This window comes from Nonomuraea cypriaca (assembly GCF_015645445.1).
Classification (GTDB): Bacteria; Actinomycetota; Actinomycetes; order Streptosporangiales; family Streptosporangiaceae; genus Nonomuraea; species Nonomuraea cypriaca.
The window spans coordinates 74,553-93,836 of record NZ_JADOGI010000003.1 but is presented as its reverse complement, the minus strand read 5'-3'; the positions used below and the strand labels follow the sequence as shown (position 1 = coordinate 93,836).

The window sequence follows — 19,284 nt, the reverse complement described above, 5'->3', positions numbered from 1 at the left end:
AAAGCTGATTTATTCAAGAGCCGACCTCCAACTGATATGCTTTATCGTGTGATCCAGTCCTTCTCCCGGGGTGCCCCCACCCGGCACGCTCCCGCTGAGGCTGGGCTGCACGCACGCGTCCTCGACCACCTCGGCACCGCCGTCTGCAGCGGAGACGTGGCCGCCGGTTCCGTCCTGAGCATCGAAGACCTGGTCGACCGCTACCAGGTCTCCCGCTCGGTGATCCGTGAAGTGCTGCGAGTGCTCGCCTCCATGGGGCTCGTCGAGACCCGGCGCCGGGTCGGGATCATGATCCAGCCCGCCCGGGCGTGGAAGGTCTTCGATCCGCAGGTGATTCGCTGGCGGCTCGCCTCGGACGGGCGGATGGCGCAGATGCGCTCGATCAGCGAGCTGCGGACCGCGATCGAGCCGCACGCCGCCATGTTGGCCGCCGAGCGGATCGACGACGACGAGGCGAGCGAGTTGGTCGGGCTCGGGGCCAAGTTGTGGGCCGCGGGGAAGGCCGGTGACGAGGCGCGCTTCCTCAGCCTGGACATCGACTTTCACCGACGGGTGCTGGCCGCGTCCGGCAACGAGATGTTCGCGGAACTGCAACTGATCGTCGCCGAGGTGCTCGCCGGCCGTCACCACTACCACCTGATGCCTCATTACCCGGACGAGCGGGCTTTGCAGCTGCACACCGACGTGGCTCAGGCGATCCAGCGGCGCGACGGAGAGCGGGCCAGGAAGGCCATGGTGGGGGTCATGGAGCAGGGGTTCGCCGAGATGAAGTCGATGTGGGAGCGGATCGCCGAGCCAGGCGGTGCGTGACCGGCGCGGGTCGGCCGAAGACGACCGCACCTTATCTCGCCCTTAACGATTAGCTAGCGCGGCGCTATCACCGAAATCGGCAACCTGGGGCCATGAACACACGCAGCAAGATCATCACCGCGGGAATCGGAACCTTAGTCGTGCTGGCGGGCGGCACCACATCCGCCCTGGCCGCCGCCCCGCAAACGGCCCTCACCGACGCCACCGCCATCAACTGCACCACGGCTGTCAAGATCGCCAAGAAGAAGGCGCCCGGCGCGCACGTCACCGACACCGAACGCGAGTGGGAGCACGGCCACCGGGTGTGCAAGGTCGAACTCCGCAAGGGCAACTGGGAGTACGACGTCTACGTGTCGCTGAAGAACGGCAAGATCGTGAAGTTCAAGCGCGACTACGACGACTGATCCTCAGCAATCGTCGAGCACGCTCGACGGCCCTCACCACAGCGAAGACCCCGCGCCCAAGGTGCGGGAGACTCTCGATGGGCCTGGGCGGGCGTCTCCACCGAGGCGGCGCTGCTCCTTCTGCGCCGTCGCGAGGACCTGGCCGCGCGATGGCCTGCAGAACTCGGCCACGACCTGAACCCGCCTGCCGCGCCGTACTCACGTAGCCGTGGTGCTCGCGGCGGGTTCCCGGCCGCCGTGTTCTGGTGAGCGGCACGGCCGTGCAGGTCGAGTCCGGGTAGGTTGAGGCGATGGCTACCTTTGAGGAGAGTTCGCCGAGGTGACGTCGAGCGAGGGCATGGGCCGTCAGCAGCGCGTCCGGCTGCACGGCGGGCGCTCGTGGGGCCTCAAGGCGCTGATCGGGTGTTCCAGCGTCCTGGTGCTGTTCCTGCTCCTCGTCATGGGTTGGATCGCCACCATCCTGTCCGGCTGGCTGGCCGCGGTGCTGGGCATCCTCTGCGCCGGGGTCGCGCTCCTGTGCGTCGCCTCCCTGGGCTTTCTGCTGCTGGACATTCTGCGCGCGGCCGCCTGGCTCGACGGCACGGTGCTGGTGGTGCGCTCCGCCTTCACCACGCGCCGTTGTGATCTCGCCGAGGCCGCACTGATCACGATCGACTCGGTCGTCGAGCGGTCCTTCGCAGGAAACGCCGGTTCGGCGCCGACGGGGCGGCTGATCCCTCGGCTCCGGGTCCAGGATCCGCGCACCGGTCATGTGGTCAGCCTTCAGCTCGACGACCCCGCCACGCGCAGCCTGTTCTCGCCGGTGCGGCTCCACGCTCTGGCCGACGCCATCCTGGCTGGTCACCGCCCGGAGCCGTACGCGCGTGCCGCCTGGCAGGCCGCCCAGGAGTTCCGCCGCCTGGCCGCCGACCCCTTCGCCGCACACCGCTGACGGCGGGGTGGCCATGCCGGTCGGGATGGTGTCGGCAGAACTCGGTGTTCACCAGCTCGCCGGAGACGAGGCGGGAGGCGCAGGCCTTCGCCGGACGCTTCGACGAATCCGCAAATGAGGGGGAGTGTCCGGCGAACTGGCCTAGGCTGCCGTGCCATGACCGGCACCACGAGTGATCGCCACCGTCCTGTGGCCCGCCTCACCACAGGACTTGCCTGCGTGCTCCTGATCGCCGTGGCCGCGGGCTGCGCCCCTGAGGACGATCCGAGCAACGCCCAGGTCGGGTCCTGCCTCGAAGCGCTCGGAAGGGGTGGCAAGACCGTCCGGGACGACTTCCACATCGTCGCATGCACCACCCCGCAGGCCGCCTACAAGGTGATCAAGAAGGCGAGCCGCTGCGACGACGTCACCAACGGATACGTCCAGGTCGGCAGCCGCCGATCGCGCAGCCAGCTGTGCCTGACGCTGAACGCGAAGGAGGGCGACTGCTTCTACCAGGAGATCGGCTTCCCCACCGGCAAGGCGTCCAAGGTGACTTGCGGAGCCTCGGCGACCTACCAGGTCACCAAGGTGTCGGATGGGTCCGCTGACGCCTCGGTCTGCGGCAAGGACGTTCCGAACTGGACCAAGACCCCTGACGAGCTGCCGCGCGCGATCGTGTACCGCAGCCCCCCGCTCACGCTCTGCGCCGACCGGCCGTGACCGCGCATCCGTGGGCCCGTACCGCGCTTCTGGTTCGAGGCAGGTTGCCGAGATCCGGCTGTACGCCGGGGCCGGATCAGCGGCGGCCCTTGAAGACGCTCTTCGGGATGTAGCCGGTCACGACCTGGGTACGGTCGACGACCTCGGCGTTGTGGTAGTTCACCGCGATCGAGGCGAACGAGTAGGCCTTCGGGACGGTCAGGCCCTGGGTGGTGACGAGGAAGTCGACGGTCCTCTCGACCGCGATCCGCATGGCGCGGTCGAGGTCCCAGTGGATGCCCATCATGATCCAGTGATCCTTGGTCTCGGCCCACGGCAGCGCGGTTTCCACGTCCTTGATCAGGGTGATGCGGAACGTGCCGGCGAGCGAGTGCTCGACGGCGGTGCCGCTGACCTCGCCGTCGCCCTGGCAGCTGTGCGGGTCACCGATGAAGACCTGCGCGCCGGGCTGGAAGACCGGCAGGTAGAGCTTCGTCCCGACGTTGAGGTCGCGGACGTCCATGTTGCCGCCGAACTTGCCCGGCGGCGTCGAGTTCTGCACGCCGGTGGCCGGCGGCGGCGCGTCCTCGGTGTTGCCGACGAACTCGCCTGTCGGCGAAGCGACCGCGATGATCCCCATGAACTTGTGGGTCGGAATGATGATGTCGTCGGCGAAGAAGACGACCTCCTCACCGCGGTACATGCCGGTCCGGTAGAGGTGGGTGCGGACGTCGGGCCAGACACCGGCCGGAAGATCGGGCGGGATCTCGGCGGGTATGTCGAGGCCCTCGTCGCCCTCGCGCCAGCCGGGGTAGAACGTGGCCATGACACCGCCGGTCGGAGCGGTGTTGTTGAAGCCGTAGGGCACCCGGGTGTCGATGTCGAGAATGTCGACCGCGATGGTGTCTCCTGGCTCGGCGCCCTCGATGTAGATCGGGCCGGTCAGGACGTGCCCGCCGTACTGCCTGCCCGTGGCTTGGCGCTCGGGCAGCGTCTCCCAGAACGCCAGCCCGTCGGCGAGGATCTCGTCCGGCTTGACCCCGAAGGCACCGAAGTAGTCGCGTGGGTGGCTGGCAGGGTTGGTGAAGCCCTGGTGAGAGAGGGTGTCGACGCGGACGGTCTCACCCGACCTCATCGTGAGGCCGGGCTCCCAGCCGATCGGGTAGCCGCCCCAGTGCAATGTGTCCGGGGTGGACCTGAGGTGATGGTCCCACTTCCCAGGCTTGGGACCGCCGCGGCCGTTCTTGTCACCGGGCGACGCCTGGGCGGGGGCGGCGACGCCGGCCGTGAACGTCGCGGCCAGTCCGGCGGCCAGCAGGCTCCTCCGGCTTGCCGAGCTCCAGTGGTTGGTGGAAATGCTGAACTCCCATCGTCGGCAACGGCACCGCGGGCGGCCCGTGATCATCGGGGGTCGCTCCACAGTGGCCGTCCGGTGTTTCGGCCGCGTGACGGTCATGCAAATCCGGTGTGTCTCCGTCGGGACCACGCTGCCCCGCGTGGCGATCCGTCGCATGCCGCAGAAGGGCATGAGCGGGCCGGCTCTCCAAAGGCCGAGATCGAGCGCACCACGCGCGCTCAGCCGGGTAGGTTCGGCCAGGAGGTGGATTAGTTTGTGTCGACCGGGATGTACGGAGGCTGGCCGTGGCAGGCAGAGATGAGGCGCTGCATTTCGAAGCCGCTCTGGACATCATCGGCAGTCTCATGGCGCGTTGTAGTGCGGCGGAAGCCGGCCCGGGGTGGCGCGAGCGCCGGCGTGGCTATCTGCGGGAACTTCTCACGCTCGACGCATCCGACGGGGCGGCTGTGGACCAGGCCATCACGACGTACGGCGCCCAGTTGACTGAGCTCGGTGGCTCACTCGAGGTCATGCCTCGCTCGTCACCCGATGACTACCGGCTCACCCCGGAAGAGCACCTCAGCATTTTCCGCGAGTACATCGTGCCTGACATGCTGAATACCGCGAAGCCCAGCGCGGACCCGGCCGCGCTCATCGTCGCGGGGTCTCCGGGCACCGGTAAGACGACGCGAGTCCGCCGGGCGGCACGAGCCCGCGCGCACTGCGAAGCGATCGACCCGGAGGCGTTCCTCGCTTATCATCCGCGCAGCTGGGAACTGGTCGTCCAGGATGATCCCGCCGCCGGTGACCGGGTGATGACCGACGCACTGGGCTGGTGCGCGCTGGCCGTTGAGCGGGCCATCGCTCGCCGGGTGGACGTGGTCCTCGAAGTCGGGGTGAATCTCCCCGACGACGCGAACGACTACGCGGCGGTTTTCCTGGACGCCGGATATCGGGTCGAGGTGGAGATGATGGCCGCTGCCGAAGCCGTGTCCAGGCTGCACCTGATGCTCCGCTACCACTGCCGCCATGGTGACTGGCGCGTGCTCATGCCTTCGTGAACCGGTACAACGCCGCTCTGGCCCTGAACCACGTCACCGTGTCCACCGCCGGTGGCCGAGGGACCGCGGCGGTGAGATGGCCGAGGAAGTCCGCGGCCGGCGCCAGCCGGTGCTCGCGCAGGTAATAGGCGATGGCCTCCGACCAGATCCACGTGCCGTCCGTCCGGAAGTTCCATGGCACGACGCCGCGGCGCGAGGGGTCCATGATGTCGTCGCGGCGGACAGTGTTCTCACGGATCAGCGTCGCTGAGGTGAGATAACCTGTGATCTTCTCCCGCTGCTCCGCGTCGCCGATCCGGGGATGATCGACGTGGAAGCCGTTCTCGGCGGTGTCGTACAGCCGCGCGTGACGGAAGCGGTGTGCCGGGGTGGGCGCCCAGAGTAGCGACGACCAGGCTCGCGCGGTCCGCTGGTAGGCCGGAAGCGGATGTTCGCCGGTGTAGACCTCGACTCGCGGATCCAACTCTCCTTGCCGGCTGAGCACGACCTGGGCGCGCAAGGCCAGGAGAGGCGGGTCTGTCCCGGGCGTGACCTCGATGAGATGGACGCGGCGGGCACCGGCCAGGGGAGAGCCGGTACGCGGGAATCTCCAGGCCCGCCACAGACCTACGATGCCCGGCTGAGGGGCGACCCAGTCGATCAGGCTCGCGTCTCGTTCGTCGAGCAGGCCGTCGGCGAGCGCCCTGTCCGCATCGCCGGTGAGGTCGAGGCAACGGCCGATCCGGTCGCCGTGGGCACGCAGCACCGGCAGCGGCACAGGGGCGAATTCCCATGCCGGGAGGGGTGCTTCCGCCGTCCGCGCAACCCTGGAAAGGGGCGTGGGGTCCATGCCCGCACTGGTCAGGAGGCCGGCGAGGAGGTCGGCGTCACGCTCGTCGAGTGCTATGCCACCCTCGACGACGGCGGCGGTCACAGTGCCGGCCAGCTTCTCCAGGTCCTCCGCGACGAGGCGATCTCTGGCCTCGGCGATCAGGCTGTCAGGAACCCGCCCGGACAACCGCAGCAGCATCATGTGACAATTCGCCACAAGCTGCGGAAACCGGTAATTCACCACAGGTCTCTCCTCTGCCTGTCTCCGGAGGCCCCCATGGTAGCGATGATTTCGGTAACGAGCTTTGGCGGGACAATCCGTTCGTACAGCTCCTCGGCATCAGAGTATCCGTCGGCCGACCCTTTGAAGAGGTGCGGGGACGCCACCTCGATGCCGCGAATTATTTCGTAGACGGAATGGTCTTCGGTGGTGAGCATCCAGCCGAGGAGGGCGCGCGCGAAGTGTTCCTCGGTGACTCCTTCCGGACGTATCCAGCAGAAGATCGAGTGGAGCCGTGCGGCGGTGCCCGATATCCCGGCGGTAAGGGGGAGGCCGGCTGCACCGGAAATCGTTTCGTACCACGGGTGATCGGCGTGCATTCCGTAGCGAGCCGTTCCGAGCACCCAGTCCAGCGGCGGCTGGACCTCCTGAGCCGGGGGCTCGTCGTGCGACCTGGCCAAGAGGCTTGACCAGTTGTCTTCGTCCGCCGGCTCGTCCAGCACGTTGCGGATCGCTGTCGAAGCGGCCGGCTCTGGGGGCGCACCAGGTCCAGCCTCCGGCGCGTCCGATTGATGGTGAAGCTGCGCCGCCAGTTCGAGGGCATGCAAGGGTATTCGGCGATCGAGAAAATCCTGCGGTGTCCGCCGGAACGCCTCCCGGTCTTCGACCGTGCGTGACCATCTGGCGGACTGACTTTCCAGGTACTCCGTAACGACATCCGCGGTCTCGGCGGCGTGCGTACCGAGTGCCGGGATTTTGAAGATGTCCCTCGAGGTGGTGAGCGGGCCCGCCAGAACAGGCCCCAAACGGGAGACGTCCAAGCCGGCGCGCGCCATCGTCTCCGGCCAATTCGGCCGGCTTCGCAACTCATACAGGGTTTCGATCAGCGAGAACTCGTCCTTGCTGAAGTAGGCGCCGTTGTACAGCGCTGTCATCACCATGCGCAGATTGCCGTCGCGGCGTAGCTCGGACAACGAGATCACATCGCGCCCGACCTGGCCCGGACTGCTCGGATCATCCTTGAAAAACGCCTGCTCGGTCCGGTCCGCCGGGGATTCCGGGTGCAGTTCCCGATGGACCGCGGTGAGAACGTCGAACAACTTCGCGAGCGTTCGATCCGCCGCGGCGCGCGCCTCGGGATCGTGGAACAGCGCCTCACCGAGGCTGCTCTCAAATCGCCGGGCTCCGTCCAGCGACCACTCGATCGCCGGGGAATCCCGGCGGGCCAGCCACGGCCGCGCCAACGCCTCGACGGCGTCGGCCTCCTGGGCGAGACGGCGGTAGGTCGCGGGGCTGTCAGGATGCTCTCGGCGCTGCTTCTCCAGGGTGGCGCGCAGGTCGTTCAGCCGGCGGGTGAAGGCCTGCCGTTCGGCGCGGCTCCAAGGGCGCTCCCGCTCGGTGAGCAGGGCGTCTCGAGCGCCTCTCGCGCTGGTCCACGCGCCGTCGGGACCGCGCTCGTTGGCGAAGATCGTCTCTCCGGTACGAAGCCGGACCCGGATGGCGTCGACCTGAACCGGAGGATCGTCGGACTCCAACTGGGCCGCCGTTTCCGCGGATCCAGCGAATCGGCTGTCATGGTCACCGGCCGGCACGAAGCGGCCGGCCCCCTCACTGACCTTTTCCCCTAAATAACGGGTGAGGATCGACAGCCGGCTTTGCGGTCCGGCCGTCGCGACGAACTCGGTCTCTACCCGATAGCCGTGGCCCGTGAAATGCTGGATGAATTCCCGGGCGTCTTCCGGATTGCCCAGGGTGGCTTCGACGATCACGTTGTAGTGTCGTTCGATGACGTAGTCGAAGGCCATCGACTGCCATTTCTTGGCGATCGGCTGAATGAGGGCGTTGGCGGCGATGTCGTCCCACGCGAGCAACTGGTCGTAGCCGGGGTGGAAAGCCTTGTAGTCGTCGACGATGATCCGTACGGCGCCGCCCCGGTCCTGGAGATCGTCATGGAGCCGGGCGATAGTGGTCGACTTGCCTGCTCCCGGTTGGCCGCCGACCACGATCATCGTCGGCTCAATGGATCGCGTGGCCCCTGACAGCATGCTGGGCACGATCCGCTCATGAAAGATCCGCCGGTGTTCTTCCTCGGTGAGCACATGGTCGGGTGCGGGCCGAGGGTTCTGCGACGGGGCCTGGTGTGCTGCGTGGCCGTGCGGAGATCGAGCGGTATCGGAAGGGGCGGCTGTCGCCGGATCGCCGGGGGTGACCTGCTGGGGAGGGTGAGAAGCGCCGCTGAGCGCCAAGGCGAGTTCTCTTGGGGACGGCACCACGTTGTCACGGGCGGATGCTGCCTGTAGTGCGGAAGGGGACGCCGGTCCGTCGACGGGCCCCTGTGTCGCTTGCGCTGATGGGGAAGGCCACCCGTTGCCGCTGGTAGTGGGCCCTGGCCCCGCCGCCGCTGAAGGTCCTGGCGCCGGTCCACTCGTTGTCGGGCCCGGCGCCGGTGCAGTCGTTGCCGGTCCACTCGTCGTCGAGCCTGGCGCCGGTGCGGTCGTTGCCGGTCCGCCTGTTGTCGGGCCTGGCGCCGGTGCGGTCGTTGCCGGGCTTGGTGCCGGTCCGGCGATTGTTGCCGACGGCCCTTCCACGCCTGGCCCCGACCCGCGGGAGGCCGGCGTCGAGTCGGCAGGCGCCGAGGCCGATCCGGTTGACGGCTCCGGGGACGTGGGCGGACCGAGGCCCGGCCGCCCGTGCGCCGGGGCCTGCTGTGCCGACGCCGCCTGCTGCGCCGGGGCCTGCTGTGCCGGGGCCTGTGCCGACGTCTGCTGCGCCGGGGCCGCTGCGCCGGTGAGCGCGTCGGCCAGTGTGTTGGGAAAGGGAGCGGACGCCGCAGGGGCAGGCCCGCCGCCTCCGGATCCACTCGCCGTACCGCCCGATGGCCCGGCGGTATCGTTCGTTCCTGAAGATATGCTCGGAGAGCCTGACAAGGCCGCCGCACCGCCCGCAGTACCGCTGCCGGGCGCGCGTGCCGCGTCCGAAGCGGCAGCGGCCGCATCAGCGGCCTCCAACGTGGCTCCCGGGTGAGCGATCGCGCTGACCGCGTCGACGCTGAACGGACTGATCGTGTTCGTCCGACCGGCCCCGGCCACCATGCTTCCCAGCACCTCACCGGGCGAAGCCAGACCCCACTGGCCATACACGACCCCGTTGGCCATGAAGCCGGCCGGCAGCGACACGGCACCATTGACCAGCCCCGCCTGGACGGCTCGACCAGGGTAACGGCGCAGGGCGTTGAGGATTCCAGGCGCGTCCCCGGCGGCCGAGTTCAGGGCCCTGATTCCCGGCATGCCGCCCACCAACCGGGACACCGGCCGCGCGATCTGCGACGCGAGAACAGCGCCTCCGGCGTCGCCGAGCGCCGTGGCCAGCGTCCGCCTGCCGTCCCACGAGGTACGCGTCCCCAGCCGCCGCTGCACGGCCTGGGCGTACCCGTCGATCAGCAGGCCCTCGGCGACCTCCTCGGGCACCTCCCTCAGCGCATGGCTCGCAACAGCCCTGGCGAGCAGCCCTTTCGCCCCCGGCGCGGCGCTGAGGCGGGCAACATTCACGGCACCGAACTTCGGCGTCACCGCCCCGGCGAAGCGGACACTCGCGGCGTTGTCAAGCCTTGTGAAGATCCGATCCAGGAACCGGCGCAACACCCTCGCATACGGCCCAAGCAAGGGCGCCGTGGCACCGGCACTGAAGAACGTGGCCAGCGCCGCCACCAGCGCGGAGGAGAGCGTCACCCAGAAGCCGATGTTGATCGAGAGCTTGGCGTACTGGATCTCACGGGCGTAACTGTCGTGCTGGAGGGCGTAGCCGTGCGCCAGCCGGGCCGCCGCGGCCAACCCTGACTCACCTGAACCTAGCCGCTCCGCCTGCTCGCGGAAGGCATTCGCGGCGGGCCCGTCGTACCCGTCCAAGATCTTGCCGCTCGCCCTGCCAAGGGGTTCGGTGGCAGCCGACAGGGCGGTCCCCAGGTCCTGGAACGCGAGAGCCAGCGCCGCCTCACCGCTCTCGCTGGCCGTCGGCCACAGCCGCCCGCTCGAGATCAGTGCGATCAGTGCGTCGGCCAGTGGCGGCAGGTTCTCACCCCATGCCTTGGTGACATCGGCGGCGTATCCCTCGCTGCCGATGGTGACGTCCAGGTTGTCGGGCGTACTTGTGACAGGAGAACTGACGTTGCGGCCCGCTCCCGCGTCTATGGCCACACCTGTCTCGACCTTCCCCCGTGCCCTTGAGCTGCCGTCAAACCGCTACGTCCGTCTCGTGAACGCCTCTGCGTCCGCCTCGGCCGAGCCGTCGACGCTCTGCCGCACCGCCGTCCCGGTGTCGATGATCTGGCCGATTTGACTCTTGGACCAGGAGATCAGGACATTAGGCCCGTTTTCCGCCATATACGCCTGCAGAAATTCCCTCGCCGAAGCGTCGTCGCCCCATGGCGCGGCGGCGTGCAGTTGTTCGATGCGGGTGACAGCGACGGTGACCGCGCTCTCCAATTCAGCGGCCATGCCGCTCCAGAGCGCCAGGCCGTCGTCGACCAGTCGGCGCTCGATCCTCAACGGCTGGGCCATCAGGTCACCTCGTTGCCCGGCAATCGCTCGGAGAGGTGCCCCAGCGCCGCGCCGAGGTCGCCCTGAAGCTGGGCACGCAGCCGGTCGGCGGTAGCGACACCCCTTCTTCACCACGCTTGACCAACTTCACCACCCTTACCAACGAAGATTTTCAGACGACGACTTGACCACGTTTCCCGGGACGCAATCAAGGCATTTCTGGATTCTTTGAAGTAACCGGCCTGGTGGCCGCCCGCCGCCCACGCCGGCCGCGGTGGGCGACGGGCCGGCTGTTCGTGCTGCCGGCCGTGGCGTTGTTCGTGCTGCTGCGGCGTTACCTCGGCAACGGGCTGGCCGGTGCGTTCAAGGGTTGGAACCGCTCGGCCCAGTGGCGCGTGCGATCCAGGTACGCGGTCTCGGCGGCGGCGCCCGTCCTGCCGTACGCGCCGTCGAAGCTCTGGTATCCGGACCTGGCGACGGCGGGCTCGATCACGCTGCCCTCGTGCCATTCGTTGAACGACGTGATCGACACCCAGGTCGGGGCGGTGCCGATGGCGTTGGTCCACTCCCTGTCGTAGGTCGCGCCGTTGTCGCGGGCCAGGGTCGGGGTCGTGTTGCCGGGGACGGCGCGGTCGTCGATGTAGCCGGGGCCGACCGACGGCGCCCAGATCAGGTCGTGCTGCTTGGCGTAGGCGGCGGCCTGCTGCCAGCCGGGGGCGGTGGCGCCGGCGATCGCGTCGTAGGTGTACATGCCGGAGAAATGCGCGATCTTGGAGGTGTCGGTGGTCTGGGCGAGGATGATGTTGGCGCCGTTGACCTGGTCGAGCGCGGTCCAGTCGGTGATCTTCAGGCTTTCGAAGACGTAGAAGGCGGGGCGGTTGCCGTGCCGGTAGTAGGCGGGGTGCGAGCCGTAGGTCTGGTTGAGGTATGCGATGTCGGACACGACGGACGCCGCGGTGCGGTTCGCGTACGGCTCGATGTGCCAGGCGACCTTGATGCCCTCGCGCTGGGCGGCGTCCAGGACCTGGCGTGCCACATTGTCCTCATAACCGCCGCGCCCCCACCAGCTGTAGACGAGCACGCCCGTGCCCGACTGCCTGATCCACCGCATGTGCTGGTCGATCGCGGCCGGGTCGCCGGAGTCGTAGGGGCCGAGCTTGGGGTAGAGGTCGGCGCCGATGTCCGCGGGCGGGGTGCGGCCGCCCTGCTGCCAGTGCCGCCAGGCGCCACTCACGGACGGGCTGCCGTACCAGGGGTAGTAGAAGACATGCACGTTCGGTGAGACCTGCGCCCGCGCCGTCTCGGTGCTCAGGGTGAAGGTGTCGATGTCGAACAGGGCGCCCGCGCCGCCCGCGAAGACGAGGAACAGCGGGCCTGAACCGGTGCCGGTCAGGGTCGTGGTGACGGTCTGGAAGCTCTCCCAGCCGCCCGTGACCGGGACGGCGACCGTGCCGAGCAGGGTGCCGGTGGCCGAGCCGGAGCGGATCTGGATGGTGCCGCCCGCGCCCGCGGAGGAGATCCGGGCGCTGAAGGTCCTCGCGTTGGCCGTGCTGACCTGGGAGTATCCCGACCAGTCGCCGTTGTCGATATGGCCGAGCGTCCTGCCGCCGCTGGCGGGCGCGTGGTCGGCGATCTGCACGCCCTGACCGGAGGTGTACGCCTCGCCCTCGATCGCGGACGGTACGGCGGTCACGCCGGCCGCGTACTGGATGCCGCCGAGCAGGAGCCGCCGGAAATCACCGTCACCGTACGATTCGACGGTGTGGCCGAGGCCGGTGTAGAACGATCTGCCGCTGCCCTGAGTGTGGTACCACGTGATGGGGTGGTCGGCGCCCATCGTGCCGCCGGTGTAGGTGCTCTCGTCGAGGGTCTGCAGCACCTTCACGTTGGGGCGCGGGTTGGTGCGGTAGTCGTACCACTCGTCCGTGCGAGTCCAGGTCGCCCCTAGATGCGCGGTGGCCGGGTGCGACCGGTCCTCGTTCCTGATCACCGCCTGCTGGATGGCCGGGTGGCTCTTGAACCAGGCGCCGACGAGCTGCCCGTAGTACGGCCAGCCGTACTCGGTGTCGGCGGCCGCGTGCACGCCGACGAAACCGCCGCCACCATCCACGTACGACTGCAACGCGGCCTGCTGGCCGTCGTTCAGCACGTCGCCGGTGGTGCTGAGGAACACCACGGCCCGGTAACCGGCCAGGTTGGCCGTGGTGAAGGCGGCCGCGTCCTCGGTGGCGGTGACGGTGAAGCCGTTGGCCGCGCCGAGGCTCCTGACCGCCTCGACACCGGCCGGGATGGAGTCGTGCCGGAAGCCGGCCGTCTTGGAGAAGACCAGCACCTGGTAAGCGGCGGCGTCGGCGGTGGCGGCCACGGGAGTGACCATGCACATGAGCAGAGCGAGGACGATTCCTATGAAGTGACGCATCCCGGTGCCTACCTCGTGAGGGTGAAGGTGTCGACGTCGAGCAGGTTTCCCTGTCCGGTCATCCCCTTGAACAAGAGGAAGAGGGTCGTGGTGCCGGAAGGGGTGTCGGACAGGTTCGCCGAGACGTTCGCGAAGGTGTCCCAGCCGCCGGTGTTCCGCACGGTCAGGGTTCCGAGCAGGGTGCCGGTGGCCGAGCCCGCGCGCACCTCGATCGTTCCCCCAGGCGCGCCCGCCGACACGCGGGCGCGGTTGGTGGCGAAGGCGGGGTCGGCGGCGATCCCCTGCAGGCCCTCCTCGTCGTGGGTATAGACATCCAGCTTGCCGGCGACCTTGGTGTTGCCGGCCGGGTCGGTATGCCTGACCGTGCCGTCGCGGGCCGTGTGGAGGACTCCTCTGTCGGGGAGGACGGCCAGGGACATCGCCTCGCCGATCTCGGGCGGGCCGGTCGCCAGCTGGACCTGCTGATAGTCGCCAGGTGGGATGTCCGGTGCCGTCGCGGCGGCGGTCGCGGGCGTGACGCTGGGTAGCGCCAGAAGTAAGGCCGTGAACAGGTGTGCTGCCATGTGCTTACTTTCCTGACCTGGGGGGTTGAGTCAGGCAAGGCGCGCGCAGCTCCTTGCACTTGACGTTATGTACGACAAGTGGAGCTATTTCGGCATTGTTTCGGATTGTTTGCGATGGTGACACCCGGACAAGTGAGCTGTCAAGATGTCCGATTTCACAGTTGATAAAAGAGACGAGTGCCTGGCTGGTCCCTGCCCGTGAGCGCGTCGCGTGCCCAGCTGGACACGAGCGTGTGCCTCCCGGACCGGGTCCGTGGGGCACATGATCACGTCTCCGTGTTGCGCGCGTGGGGCTGTGGGGACCGGTTCTCATGGAGTTTTCAGGCGGGATTTGTAGCACTTTTCGCTGATTTTTATAAATATGGGGTGATGGAGCGCGCGCCGCAGGAGGCCGATGCGGCCGAGGCTCAGGGAGCCGGGGCCGGGAGGTCTCGGCGGCTTGTCGTCGCGGGCGGCGCCATTGTCGTCGTGGCGGTGCTGGCGTACTGGCTGGGAAGCAGCGGTGGGAACGGTGCGGGGGCCGCGCCCGCGCCGAGCGCGACGCCGGCACCGACGCCCAGTGCGACGCTCACGGTGTCCGAGGTCTTCAAGAGGGCCGGGCCGTCGGTGGCGGTCATCCAGGCCGGGAAGTCACTCGGAACCGGGGTGATCGCGGCCGAGGACGGAACGATTCTGACGGCGTACCACGTCGTCAAAGGCACGGAGGACGTCACCGTGACGTTCGCTGACGGCACCAAGGCGAAGGCCGTCGTCTCGTCGTCGAATCCCCGGCGCGACGTCGCGACCCTCAAGCCCGCGGAGCTGCCGGAGATCGTCGTCCCGGCGACGCTCGGCGGCGGCGCGGCCGTGGGCGCGCCCGTCGTGGCGATCGGCAATCCGCTGGGCCTGACCTACAGCGTCTCCACCGGCGTTGTGTCGGGCCTGAACCGGTCCGCGGAAGAGGGCGACCTGAGCGGGCTCATCCAATTCGACGCCTCCGTCAACCCGGGCAGCTCCGGCGGTCCCCTCCTGGACGCTCGCGGCCTGGTCATCGGGATCGTGGTATCGATCGCCGACCCGGGAGGCGACGAGGCGTTCGCCGGCATCGCGTTCGCGGTGCCGATCGGCGCGGCCCTTGGTGGTAGCGAAGGCGACGGCCCGCCGGGCGGCGGGCCTGAGATCTGACCGAAGCGTCACGAGAAGGAAGACCATGACCTCGACCAAGTCCCCGGAGTCGGCTCATCCGCTCGAACAGGTGCTGTTCGAGGTCAAACGCACGATCGTCGGGCAGGACGTGCTGCTGGAGCGCATGGCCGTCGCGCTGATCGCCGACGGTCACCTGCTCGTCGAGGGCGTGCCGGGCCTGGCGAAGACGCTCGCGGTGAGGTCGCTGGCCGCCGCGATCGCCGGGAGTTTCCAGCGCGTCCAGTTCACCCCCGACCTGGTGCCGGCCGACCTCGTGGGCACGCGGGTCTACCACCAGCACTCCGGGGAGTTCCGAACCGAACTCGGCCCGGTGTTCGCGAACCTACTGCTGGCCGACGAGATCAACCGCGCCCCCGCCAAGGTGCAGAGCGCCCTGCTGGAGGTGATGCAGGAGCATCAGGTGACGATCGGCCGTGAGACGTTCCGGGTGCCCGAGCCGTTCCTGGTCATGGCGACGGAGAACCCGATCGAGTCGGAGGGCACCTACCCGCTGCCCGAAGCGCAGGTCGACCGTTTCATGATGAAGGTGGTCGTCGACTATCCGACGCAGGCCGAAGAGCAGGCGATCGTCGGGCGGGCGCTGCGTCCGCCGGAGCCGCCACAGCCGATGGTGACGGCCGAGGATCTGATCGCGATGCGGGCCGACGCCCAGAAGGTGTACGTCGATCCGGCGATCGTCGACTACGCGGTACGGCTGGTCTCCGTGACGCGTTCCCCGGCGACGGCCGGGCTCGGCGAGCTGGAACGGTACGTCACCTACGGGGCGAGCCCGCGGGCGTCCATCGCGCTCGTCACGGGCGCCCGGGCGCTGGCGTTCCTGCGCGGCCGCGACTACGTCCTGCCACACGACCTGTCCGAGCTCGCGCTCGACGTGCTGCGCCACCGCCTCGTGCTGTCCTACGAGGGCCTCGCGGACGACGTCGACGCCGACACGATCATCACCAGGGTGCTCGGGGCCGTCCGGGCGCCCGACGTCGTCCTGCAGAACCGCTGAGCCATGGCCACCGCCCCCGAGAGGCTCCTGCTCCGCCTGGAGTGGAAGGTCGTCCGCAGGCTCGACGGCCGACTCCAGGGTGCCCACCGCACCGCGCACCGCGGCTCCGGAATCGACTTCACCGGGTTGCGCGCCTACAGCGACGGCGACGACGCCCGGCACATCGACTGGAACGTGACCGCACGGCTGGACGAGCCGCACCTGCGAGTGTTCACCGAGGACCGCGAGCTGACGGTGTGGCTCGTGCTCGACCGGTCGGCGTCGATGGCAGCCGGCCGGCCGGGGCGCGGCAAGCATGACGTGCTCGCCGAGCTCGCGCTCGTCCTCGCTCGGATGTTCGGCCGGGGCGGCAACCGCGTCGGCGCCCTGCTGTTCGACACCGGGATGCTGCGCGTCGTGCCGCCCGGCACCTCCCGGCGGCACGCGCTGCGGATCGGCGCCGAGCTGGAACGCACCTCCGCGGCGCGCGGCAGCGCCACCACCGACCTGGCGGAGATGCTCGATGCGGCCGGACGGCTCGCGCGCCGCCGCGCACTCATCGTCGTGCTGTCGGACTTCATCGGCGACGGCGACTGGGAACGCTCGCTCCAGCGCCTTGCCCGGCGGCACGAGGTGGTCGCCCTGCGGATCGTGGACACCGCCGACGACGTGCTGCCCGAAGCCGGGCTGATCGTGGTCGAGGACGCCGAGACCGGCGAGCAGCTCGTCGTCGACTCCGCCGACCCCCTCTTACGGGTACGCTTCCGCGCCGCCGTCGACGCCCGCGACGCCCGGCTCACGGCAGGCATGCGCCGGGCCGGGGTCCCCGTCCACCGCATCGACACCGACCGCGATCTGGCCGAGGCACTCGTCGAGGTCGTCGCCCGAACCCGGGACCGGTCATCATGACCGAGCCTGTCGAGGTCATCAATGGGCACAGCACTCTGGTCATGAGGCCGGCGAAGGAGGCCTCATGACTCTGTCGTCTCCGCTGTTGCTGGCCGTCGGGCTGCTCGTCACGGTGGCGCTCGCCTGGGCGGCCGTCGTCTCGGCGCGCCGGCGGACGGCCGCGCTCGCCGCGGCCGGTGTCCCCGTGCCGGGGGGCCGCCCGGCGTACCTCGGAATCGGCCTGACGATCGCCGGCGTCGGGGTGCTCGCGATCGCCACCGCGGGACCGGCGGCCATGGTGCCGGTCCCGCGGACCGCGGGCACCGTCATCCTCGCCATCGACGTCTCCAACAGCATGGGGGCCGACGACGTCGCGCCCACCCGGCTGGCGGCCGCGCAACGGGCGGCCCGCGCGTTCGTGGCGGCGCAGCCCGACAGCGTCGACATCGGAGTCGTCGCGTTCGAGCGGGGCGCGCTCACCACCGCACGGCCCGACGCCGACCACTCCATCGCGCTCGCGGCCATCAACCGGCTGAAGATCACCGGCGGCACCTCGCTGGGGACGGCCATCACGGCCTCGCTGTCGGCGATCATCGGCAAGCCGGTGGCCGTCGGCCGCGACGGCACCACGCCCGACATCGGCTACTGGCCGTCGGCGACGATCGTGATGTTCTCCGACGGCCAGAACCAGGGCGCGGACGTCGAACGGGCCGCCGCAGTGGCGCAGCGAGCCAACGTCCACATCCACACCGTCGGGGTCGGCACCACGGCAGGGGCGACGGTGAAGGTCGATGGCTACCACCTGCAGACCTCGCTCGAGGAGGACACCCTCACCTTGATCGCGCAGACCACCGGCGGCGCGTACCATCCCGCCTCCGACACTGCGCGGCTCGACGGGGTCGCCGACACGATCGATCTGCGGCTCACCGTCTCCGACGAGCCGCTGCCCCTCGCCGGCGGGCTGATCGGGCTCGCCCTCGCGCTGCTCACCGCCGGAGCGGCGCTCACCGTGCTCCGGTCTGGACGGGTGATCTGAATGTTGTTCTCATGGCCGTGGGCGCTGCTGTCAGTCCTGATCATCCCGCTGATCTTCGCCATCCGTGAGTGGGCGCGGCGCCGCCGCCGGCGGGCCGCCGTGCGCGTCACCTCGATCGCGCTCGTACGGAGCGCCCTGCCCGGCCGTACGCGCTGGACGCGGAAGATCCCCCCGGCACTGTTCATAGCCGGGCTCGCGCTGCTCGCGGTGGGGGCCGCGCGACCGCAGGCGTCGGTGCCGGTGCCGCAGACGTCGGCGACCATCGTGCTCGCGCTCGACACCTCCGGCTCCATGTGTTCCACGGACGTCGACCCCAACCGCATCACCGCCGCGAAGAAGGCCGCCGCGGAGTTCATCGAGTCGCAGCGGGGCGGGCCGCGTATCGGCCTGGTCACCTTTGCGGGCACCGCGGGTCTGCTCGTCCCTCCCACCGACGACACCGAGTCGCTGATCGAGGCGCTGGACAGCCTCACCGTGGCCCGCGGCACCGCGGTCGGGCAGGCCATGCTCACCTCGATCGACGCGATCGCGGAGGTCGACCCGTCGGTCGCCGCCACCGGGGCGAACCCGGGCGGAGGCGGGGAAGGCTACGCCGGCGCCGCGATCGTCGTGCTCACCGACGGTGCCAACACCCAGGGCGTCGACCCGCAGACCGCCGCCCAGGAAGCGGCCCTGCGTCGCGTCCGCGTCTTCCCCATCGGCTTCGGCACCACGAACCCGGCCCCGATGGTCTGCGACAACTCACAGTTCGACGGCGGCTTCGGCGGCTGGGGCGGCGGCTTCGGCGGCCGGGGCCGCGGTGGATTCGACGGCGGCCGCAACGTCCGCATGATCGACGAGCCCGCACTCAAACAGATAGCCCAGACCACCGGCGGCTCCTACCACCGCGCCGAGAACGCCGACCAACTCCAGAGCGCCCTCGACGCCCTCCCCGGCAGCTTCACCGTCGTCCGCCAACGGGTCGACACAGCCGCCGCCTTCGCCGCAGGCGGCGCCGTCCTCATCACCGCGGCCCTGTCCCTCTCCCTCTGGTGGAACCGCCCCCGGACCGTTCACTGAGCATCAGTGGCACGGACTACGGGGCCGAGTCGGCGCCGGACCTCGGTGAGAAGCCGAGGCTCGTTCAGATCATGGTCTGCTGCTCCGCGTTCCACGCGCCCAGACCGCGCGCACGTTCGCCGTGCTCCTTCTTGAAATCCTCGCGCCTCTCCTTGACGCGGCCTCCCTTAGTGAAGCGCTTCCATCCGCTTGGTTCCGGGTGCGTGTCGAGGTGGCAACTTCGCGCCGTTTCGTCCTGGTCGTGGGGCAAGTGGAGGGCCTGTGACCGTCACGTAGGAGTGGTTGTTGCAAACGTATTCAAGGCTCGAACTGCTTCTTGACAGGCCATAGGGGCTCGTGGTGCGATCGGCTTCGAGTAAACGGTTTAACAACG

General features: G+C 69.3%; 16 protein-coding genes. 10 read left to right on the top strand and 6 right to left on the bottom strand.

Annotated features, from left to right (window positions below):
* The first annotated feature begins 48 nt into the window (after positions 1 to 48).
* The 4 genes from ITP53_RS02005 (at position 49) to ITP53_RS01990 (ending at position 2,847) form a co-directional block, all read left to right on the top strand.
* On the top strand, positions 49 to 810 hold the full coding sequence (locus ITP53_RS02005) for a FadR/GntR family transcriptional regulator (RefSeq protein WP_207755424.1): 762 nt from the start codon (positions 49 to 51) through the stop codon (positions 808 to 810).
* Between the two features lie 92 nt (positions 811 to 902).
* Positions 903 to 1,214: a PepSY domain-containing protein gene (locus ITP53_RS02000; RefSeq protein ID WP_195893527.1), complete on the top strand. Its 312-nt coding sequence runs from the start codon at positions 903 to 905 to the stop codon at positions 1,212 to 1,214.
* A gap of 319 nt (positions 1,215 to 1,533) precedes the next feature.
* Complete coding sequence (locus ITP53_RS01995) at positions 1,534 to 2,145, top strand: hypothetical protein (protein WP_195893526.1); 612 nt, start codon at positions 1,534 to 1,536, stop codon at positions 2,143 to 2,145.
* Between the two features lie 156 nt (positions 2,146 to 2,301).
* Positions 2,302 to 2,847, top strand: coding sequence for an LppU/SCO3897 family protein (locus ITP53_RS01990; RefSeq protein WP_195893525.1), 546 nt, complete (start codon positions 2,302 to 2,304; stop codon positions 2,845 to 2,847).
* Positions 2,848 to 2,923: 76 nt separating this feature from the next.
* Here the strand turns inward: ITP53_RS01990 and ITP53_RS01985 are convergent, their stop codons facing one another.
* Entirely contained in the window at positions 2,924 to 4,231 is a 1,308-nt protein-coding gene (locus tag ITP53_RS01985; RefSeq protein ID WP_195893524.1) for an acetamidase/formamidase family protein, read from the bottom strand.
* A 236-nt stretch (positions 4,232 to 4,467) separates the two neighbouring features.
* Between ITP53_RS01985 and ITP53_RS60000 the strand changes: the two genes are divergently transcribed.
* Complete coding sequence (locus tag ITP53_RS60000) at positions 4,468 to 5,223, top strand: zeta toxin family protein (RefSeq protein ID WP_195893523.1); 756 nt, start codon at positions 4,468 to 4,470, stop codon at positions 5,221 to 5,223.
* Here ITP53_RS60000 and ITP53_RS01975 read toward each other — a convergent pair.
* The 5 genes from ITP53_RS01975 to ITP53_RS01955 form a co-directional block, all read right to left on the bottom strand.
* Complete coding sequence (locus ITP53_RS01975; protein ID WP_195893522.1) at positions 5,210 to 6,274, bottom strand: hypothetical protein; 1,065 nt, start codon at positions 6,272 to 6,274, stop codon at positions 5,210 to 5,212. The genes ITP53_RS60000 and ITP53_RS01975 overlap by 14 nt on opposite strands.
* On the bottom strand, positions 6,271 to 10,446 hold the full coding sequence (locus ITP53_RS59995) for a zeta toxin family protein (RefSeq protein WP_195893521.1): 4,176 nt from the start codon (positions 10,444 to 10,446) through the stop codon (positions 6,271 to 6,273). Before ITP53_RS59995 ends, ITP53_RS01975 begins: the two co-directional genes overlap by 4 nt.
* A gap of 45 nt (positions 10,447 to 10,491) precedes the next feature.
* Positions 10,492 to 10,809, bottom strand: coding sequence for a hypothetical protein (locus ITP53_RS01965; RefSeq protein WP_195893520.1), 318 nt, complete (start codon positions 10,807 to 10,809; stop codon positions 10,492 to 10,494).
* Between the two features lie 313 nt (positions 10,810 to 11,122).
* The gene (locus ITP53_RS01960; protein WP_207755423.1) at positions 11,123 to 13,165 is read right to left on the bottom strand and encodes a ThuA domain-containing protein; all 2,043 of its coding nucleotides are present in this window, start codon (positions 13,163 to 13,165) and stop codon (positions 11,123 to 11,125) included.
* A gap of 50 nt (positions 13,166 to 13,215) precedes the next feature.
* Positions 13,216 to 13,770, bottom strand: coding sequence for a carbohydrate-binding protein (locus ITP53_RS01955; RefSeq protein ID WP_195893518.1), 555 nt, complete (start codon positions 13,768 to 13,770; stop codon positions 13,216 to 13,218).
* A 369-nt stretch (positions 13,771 to 14,139) separates the two neighbouring features.
* Between ITP53_RS01955 and ITP53_RS01950 the strand changes: the two genes are divergently transcribed.
* The 5 genes from ITP53_RS01950 (at position 14,140) to ITP53_RS01930 (ending at position 18,911) form a co-directional block, all read left to right on the top strand.
* Positions 14,140 to 14,934 carry a S1C family serine protease gene (locus ITP53_RS01950; RefSeq protein WP_195893576.1) on the top strand — a complete coding sequence of 265 codons (795 nt, stop codon included), beginning with the start codon at positions 14,140 to 14,142 and terminating at the stop codon, positions 14,932 to 14,934.
* 25 nt (positions 14,935 to 14,959) lie between these two features.
* Positions 14,960 to 15,949 (top strand): AAA family ATPase, encoded by a 990-nt coding sequence (locus ITP53_RS01945; protein WP_195893517.1) that lies wholly within the window; start codon positions 14,960 to 14,962, stop codon positions 15,947 to 15,949.
* 3 nt (positions 15,950 to 15,952) lie between these two features.
* Positions 15,953 to 16,837 carry a DUF58 domain-containing protein gene (locus ITP53_RS01940; protein WP_195893516.1) on the top strand — a complete coding sequence of 295 codons (885 nt, stop codon included), beginning with the start codon at positions 15,953 to 15,955 and terminating at the stop codon, positions 16,835 to 16,837.
* 64 nt (positions 16,838 to 16,901) lie between these two features.
* Positions 16,902 to 17,852 (top strand): VWA domain-containing protein, encoded by a 951-nt coding sequence (locus tag ITP53_RS01935; RefSeq protein WP_195893515.1) that lies wholly within the window; start codon positions 16,902 to 16,904, stop codon positions 17,850 to 17,852.
* On the top strand, positions 17,853 to 18,911 hold the full coding sequence (locus ITP53_RS01930) for a VWA domain-containing protein (RefSeq protein WP_195893514.1): 1,059 nt from the start codon (positions 17,853 to 17,855) through the stop codon (positions 18,909 to 18,911). It abuts the gene before it with no gap.
* Positions 18,912 to 19,284: the final 373 nt, after the last annotated feature.

Excerpts from the sequence above, each read along its gene's own strand:
- ITP53_RS02000 (WP_195893527.1), top strand. The coding sequence starts at position 903 with ATGAACACACGCAGCAAGATCATCACCGCGGGAATCGGAACCTTAGTC.
- ITP53_RS01990 (WP_195893525.1), top strand. The coding sequence starts at position 2,302 with ATGACCGGCACCACGAGTGATCGCCACCGTCCTGTGGCCCGCCTCACC.
- ITP53_RS01985 (WP_195893524.1), bottom strand. The coding sequence starts at position 4,231 with ATGATCACGGGCCGCCCGCGGTGCCGTTGCCGACGATGGGAGTTCAGC.
- ITP53_RS01965 (WP_195893520.1), bottom strand. The coding sequence starts at position 10,809 with ATGGCCCAGCCGTTGAGGATCGAGCGCCGACTGGTCGACGACGGCCTG.
- ITP53_RS01960 (WP_207755423.1), bottom strand. The coding sequence starts at position 13,165 with ATGGTCACTCCCGTGGCCGCCACCGCCGACGCCGCCGCTTACCAGGTG.
- ITP53_RS01955 (WP_195893518.1), bottom strand. The coding sequence starts at position 13,770 with ATGGCAGCACACCTGTTCACGGCCTTACTTCTGGCGCTACCCAGCGTC.
- ITP53_RS01950 (WP_195893576.1), top strand. The coding sequence starts at position 14,140 with ATGGAGCGCGCGCCGCAGGAGGCCGATGCGGCCGAGGCTCAGGGAGCC.
- ITP53_RS01945 (WP_195893517.1), top strand. The coding sequence starts at position 14,960 with ATGACCTCGACCAAGTCCCCGGAGTCGGCTCATCCGCTCGAACAGGTG.
- ITP53_RS01940 (WP_195893516.1), top strand. The coding sequence starts at position 15,953 with ATGGCCACCGCCCCCGAGAGGCTCCTGCTCCGCCTGGAGTGGAAGGTC.
- ITP53_RS01935 (WP_195893515.1), top strand. The coding sequence starts at position 16,902 with ATGACTCTGTCGTCTCCGCTGTTGCTGGCCGTCGGGCTGCTCGTCACG.
- ITP53_RS01930 (WP_195893514.1), top strand. The coding sequence starts at position 17,853 with ATGTTGTTCTCATGGCCGTGGGCGCTGCTGTCAGTCCTGATCATCCCG.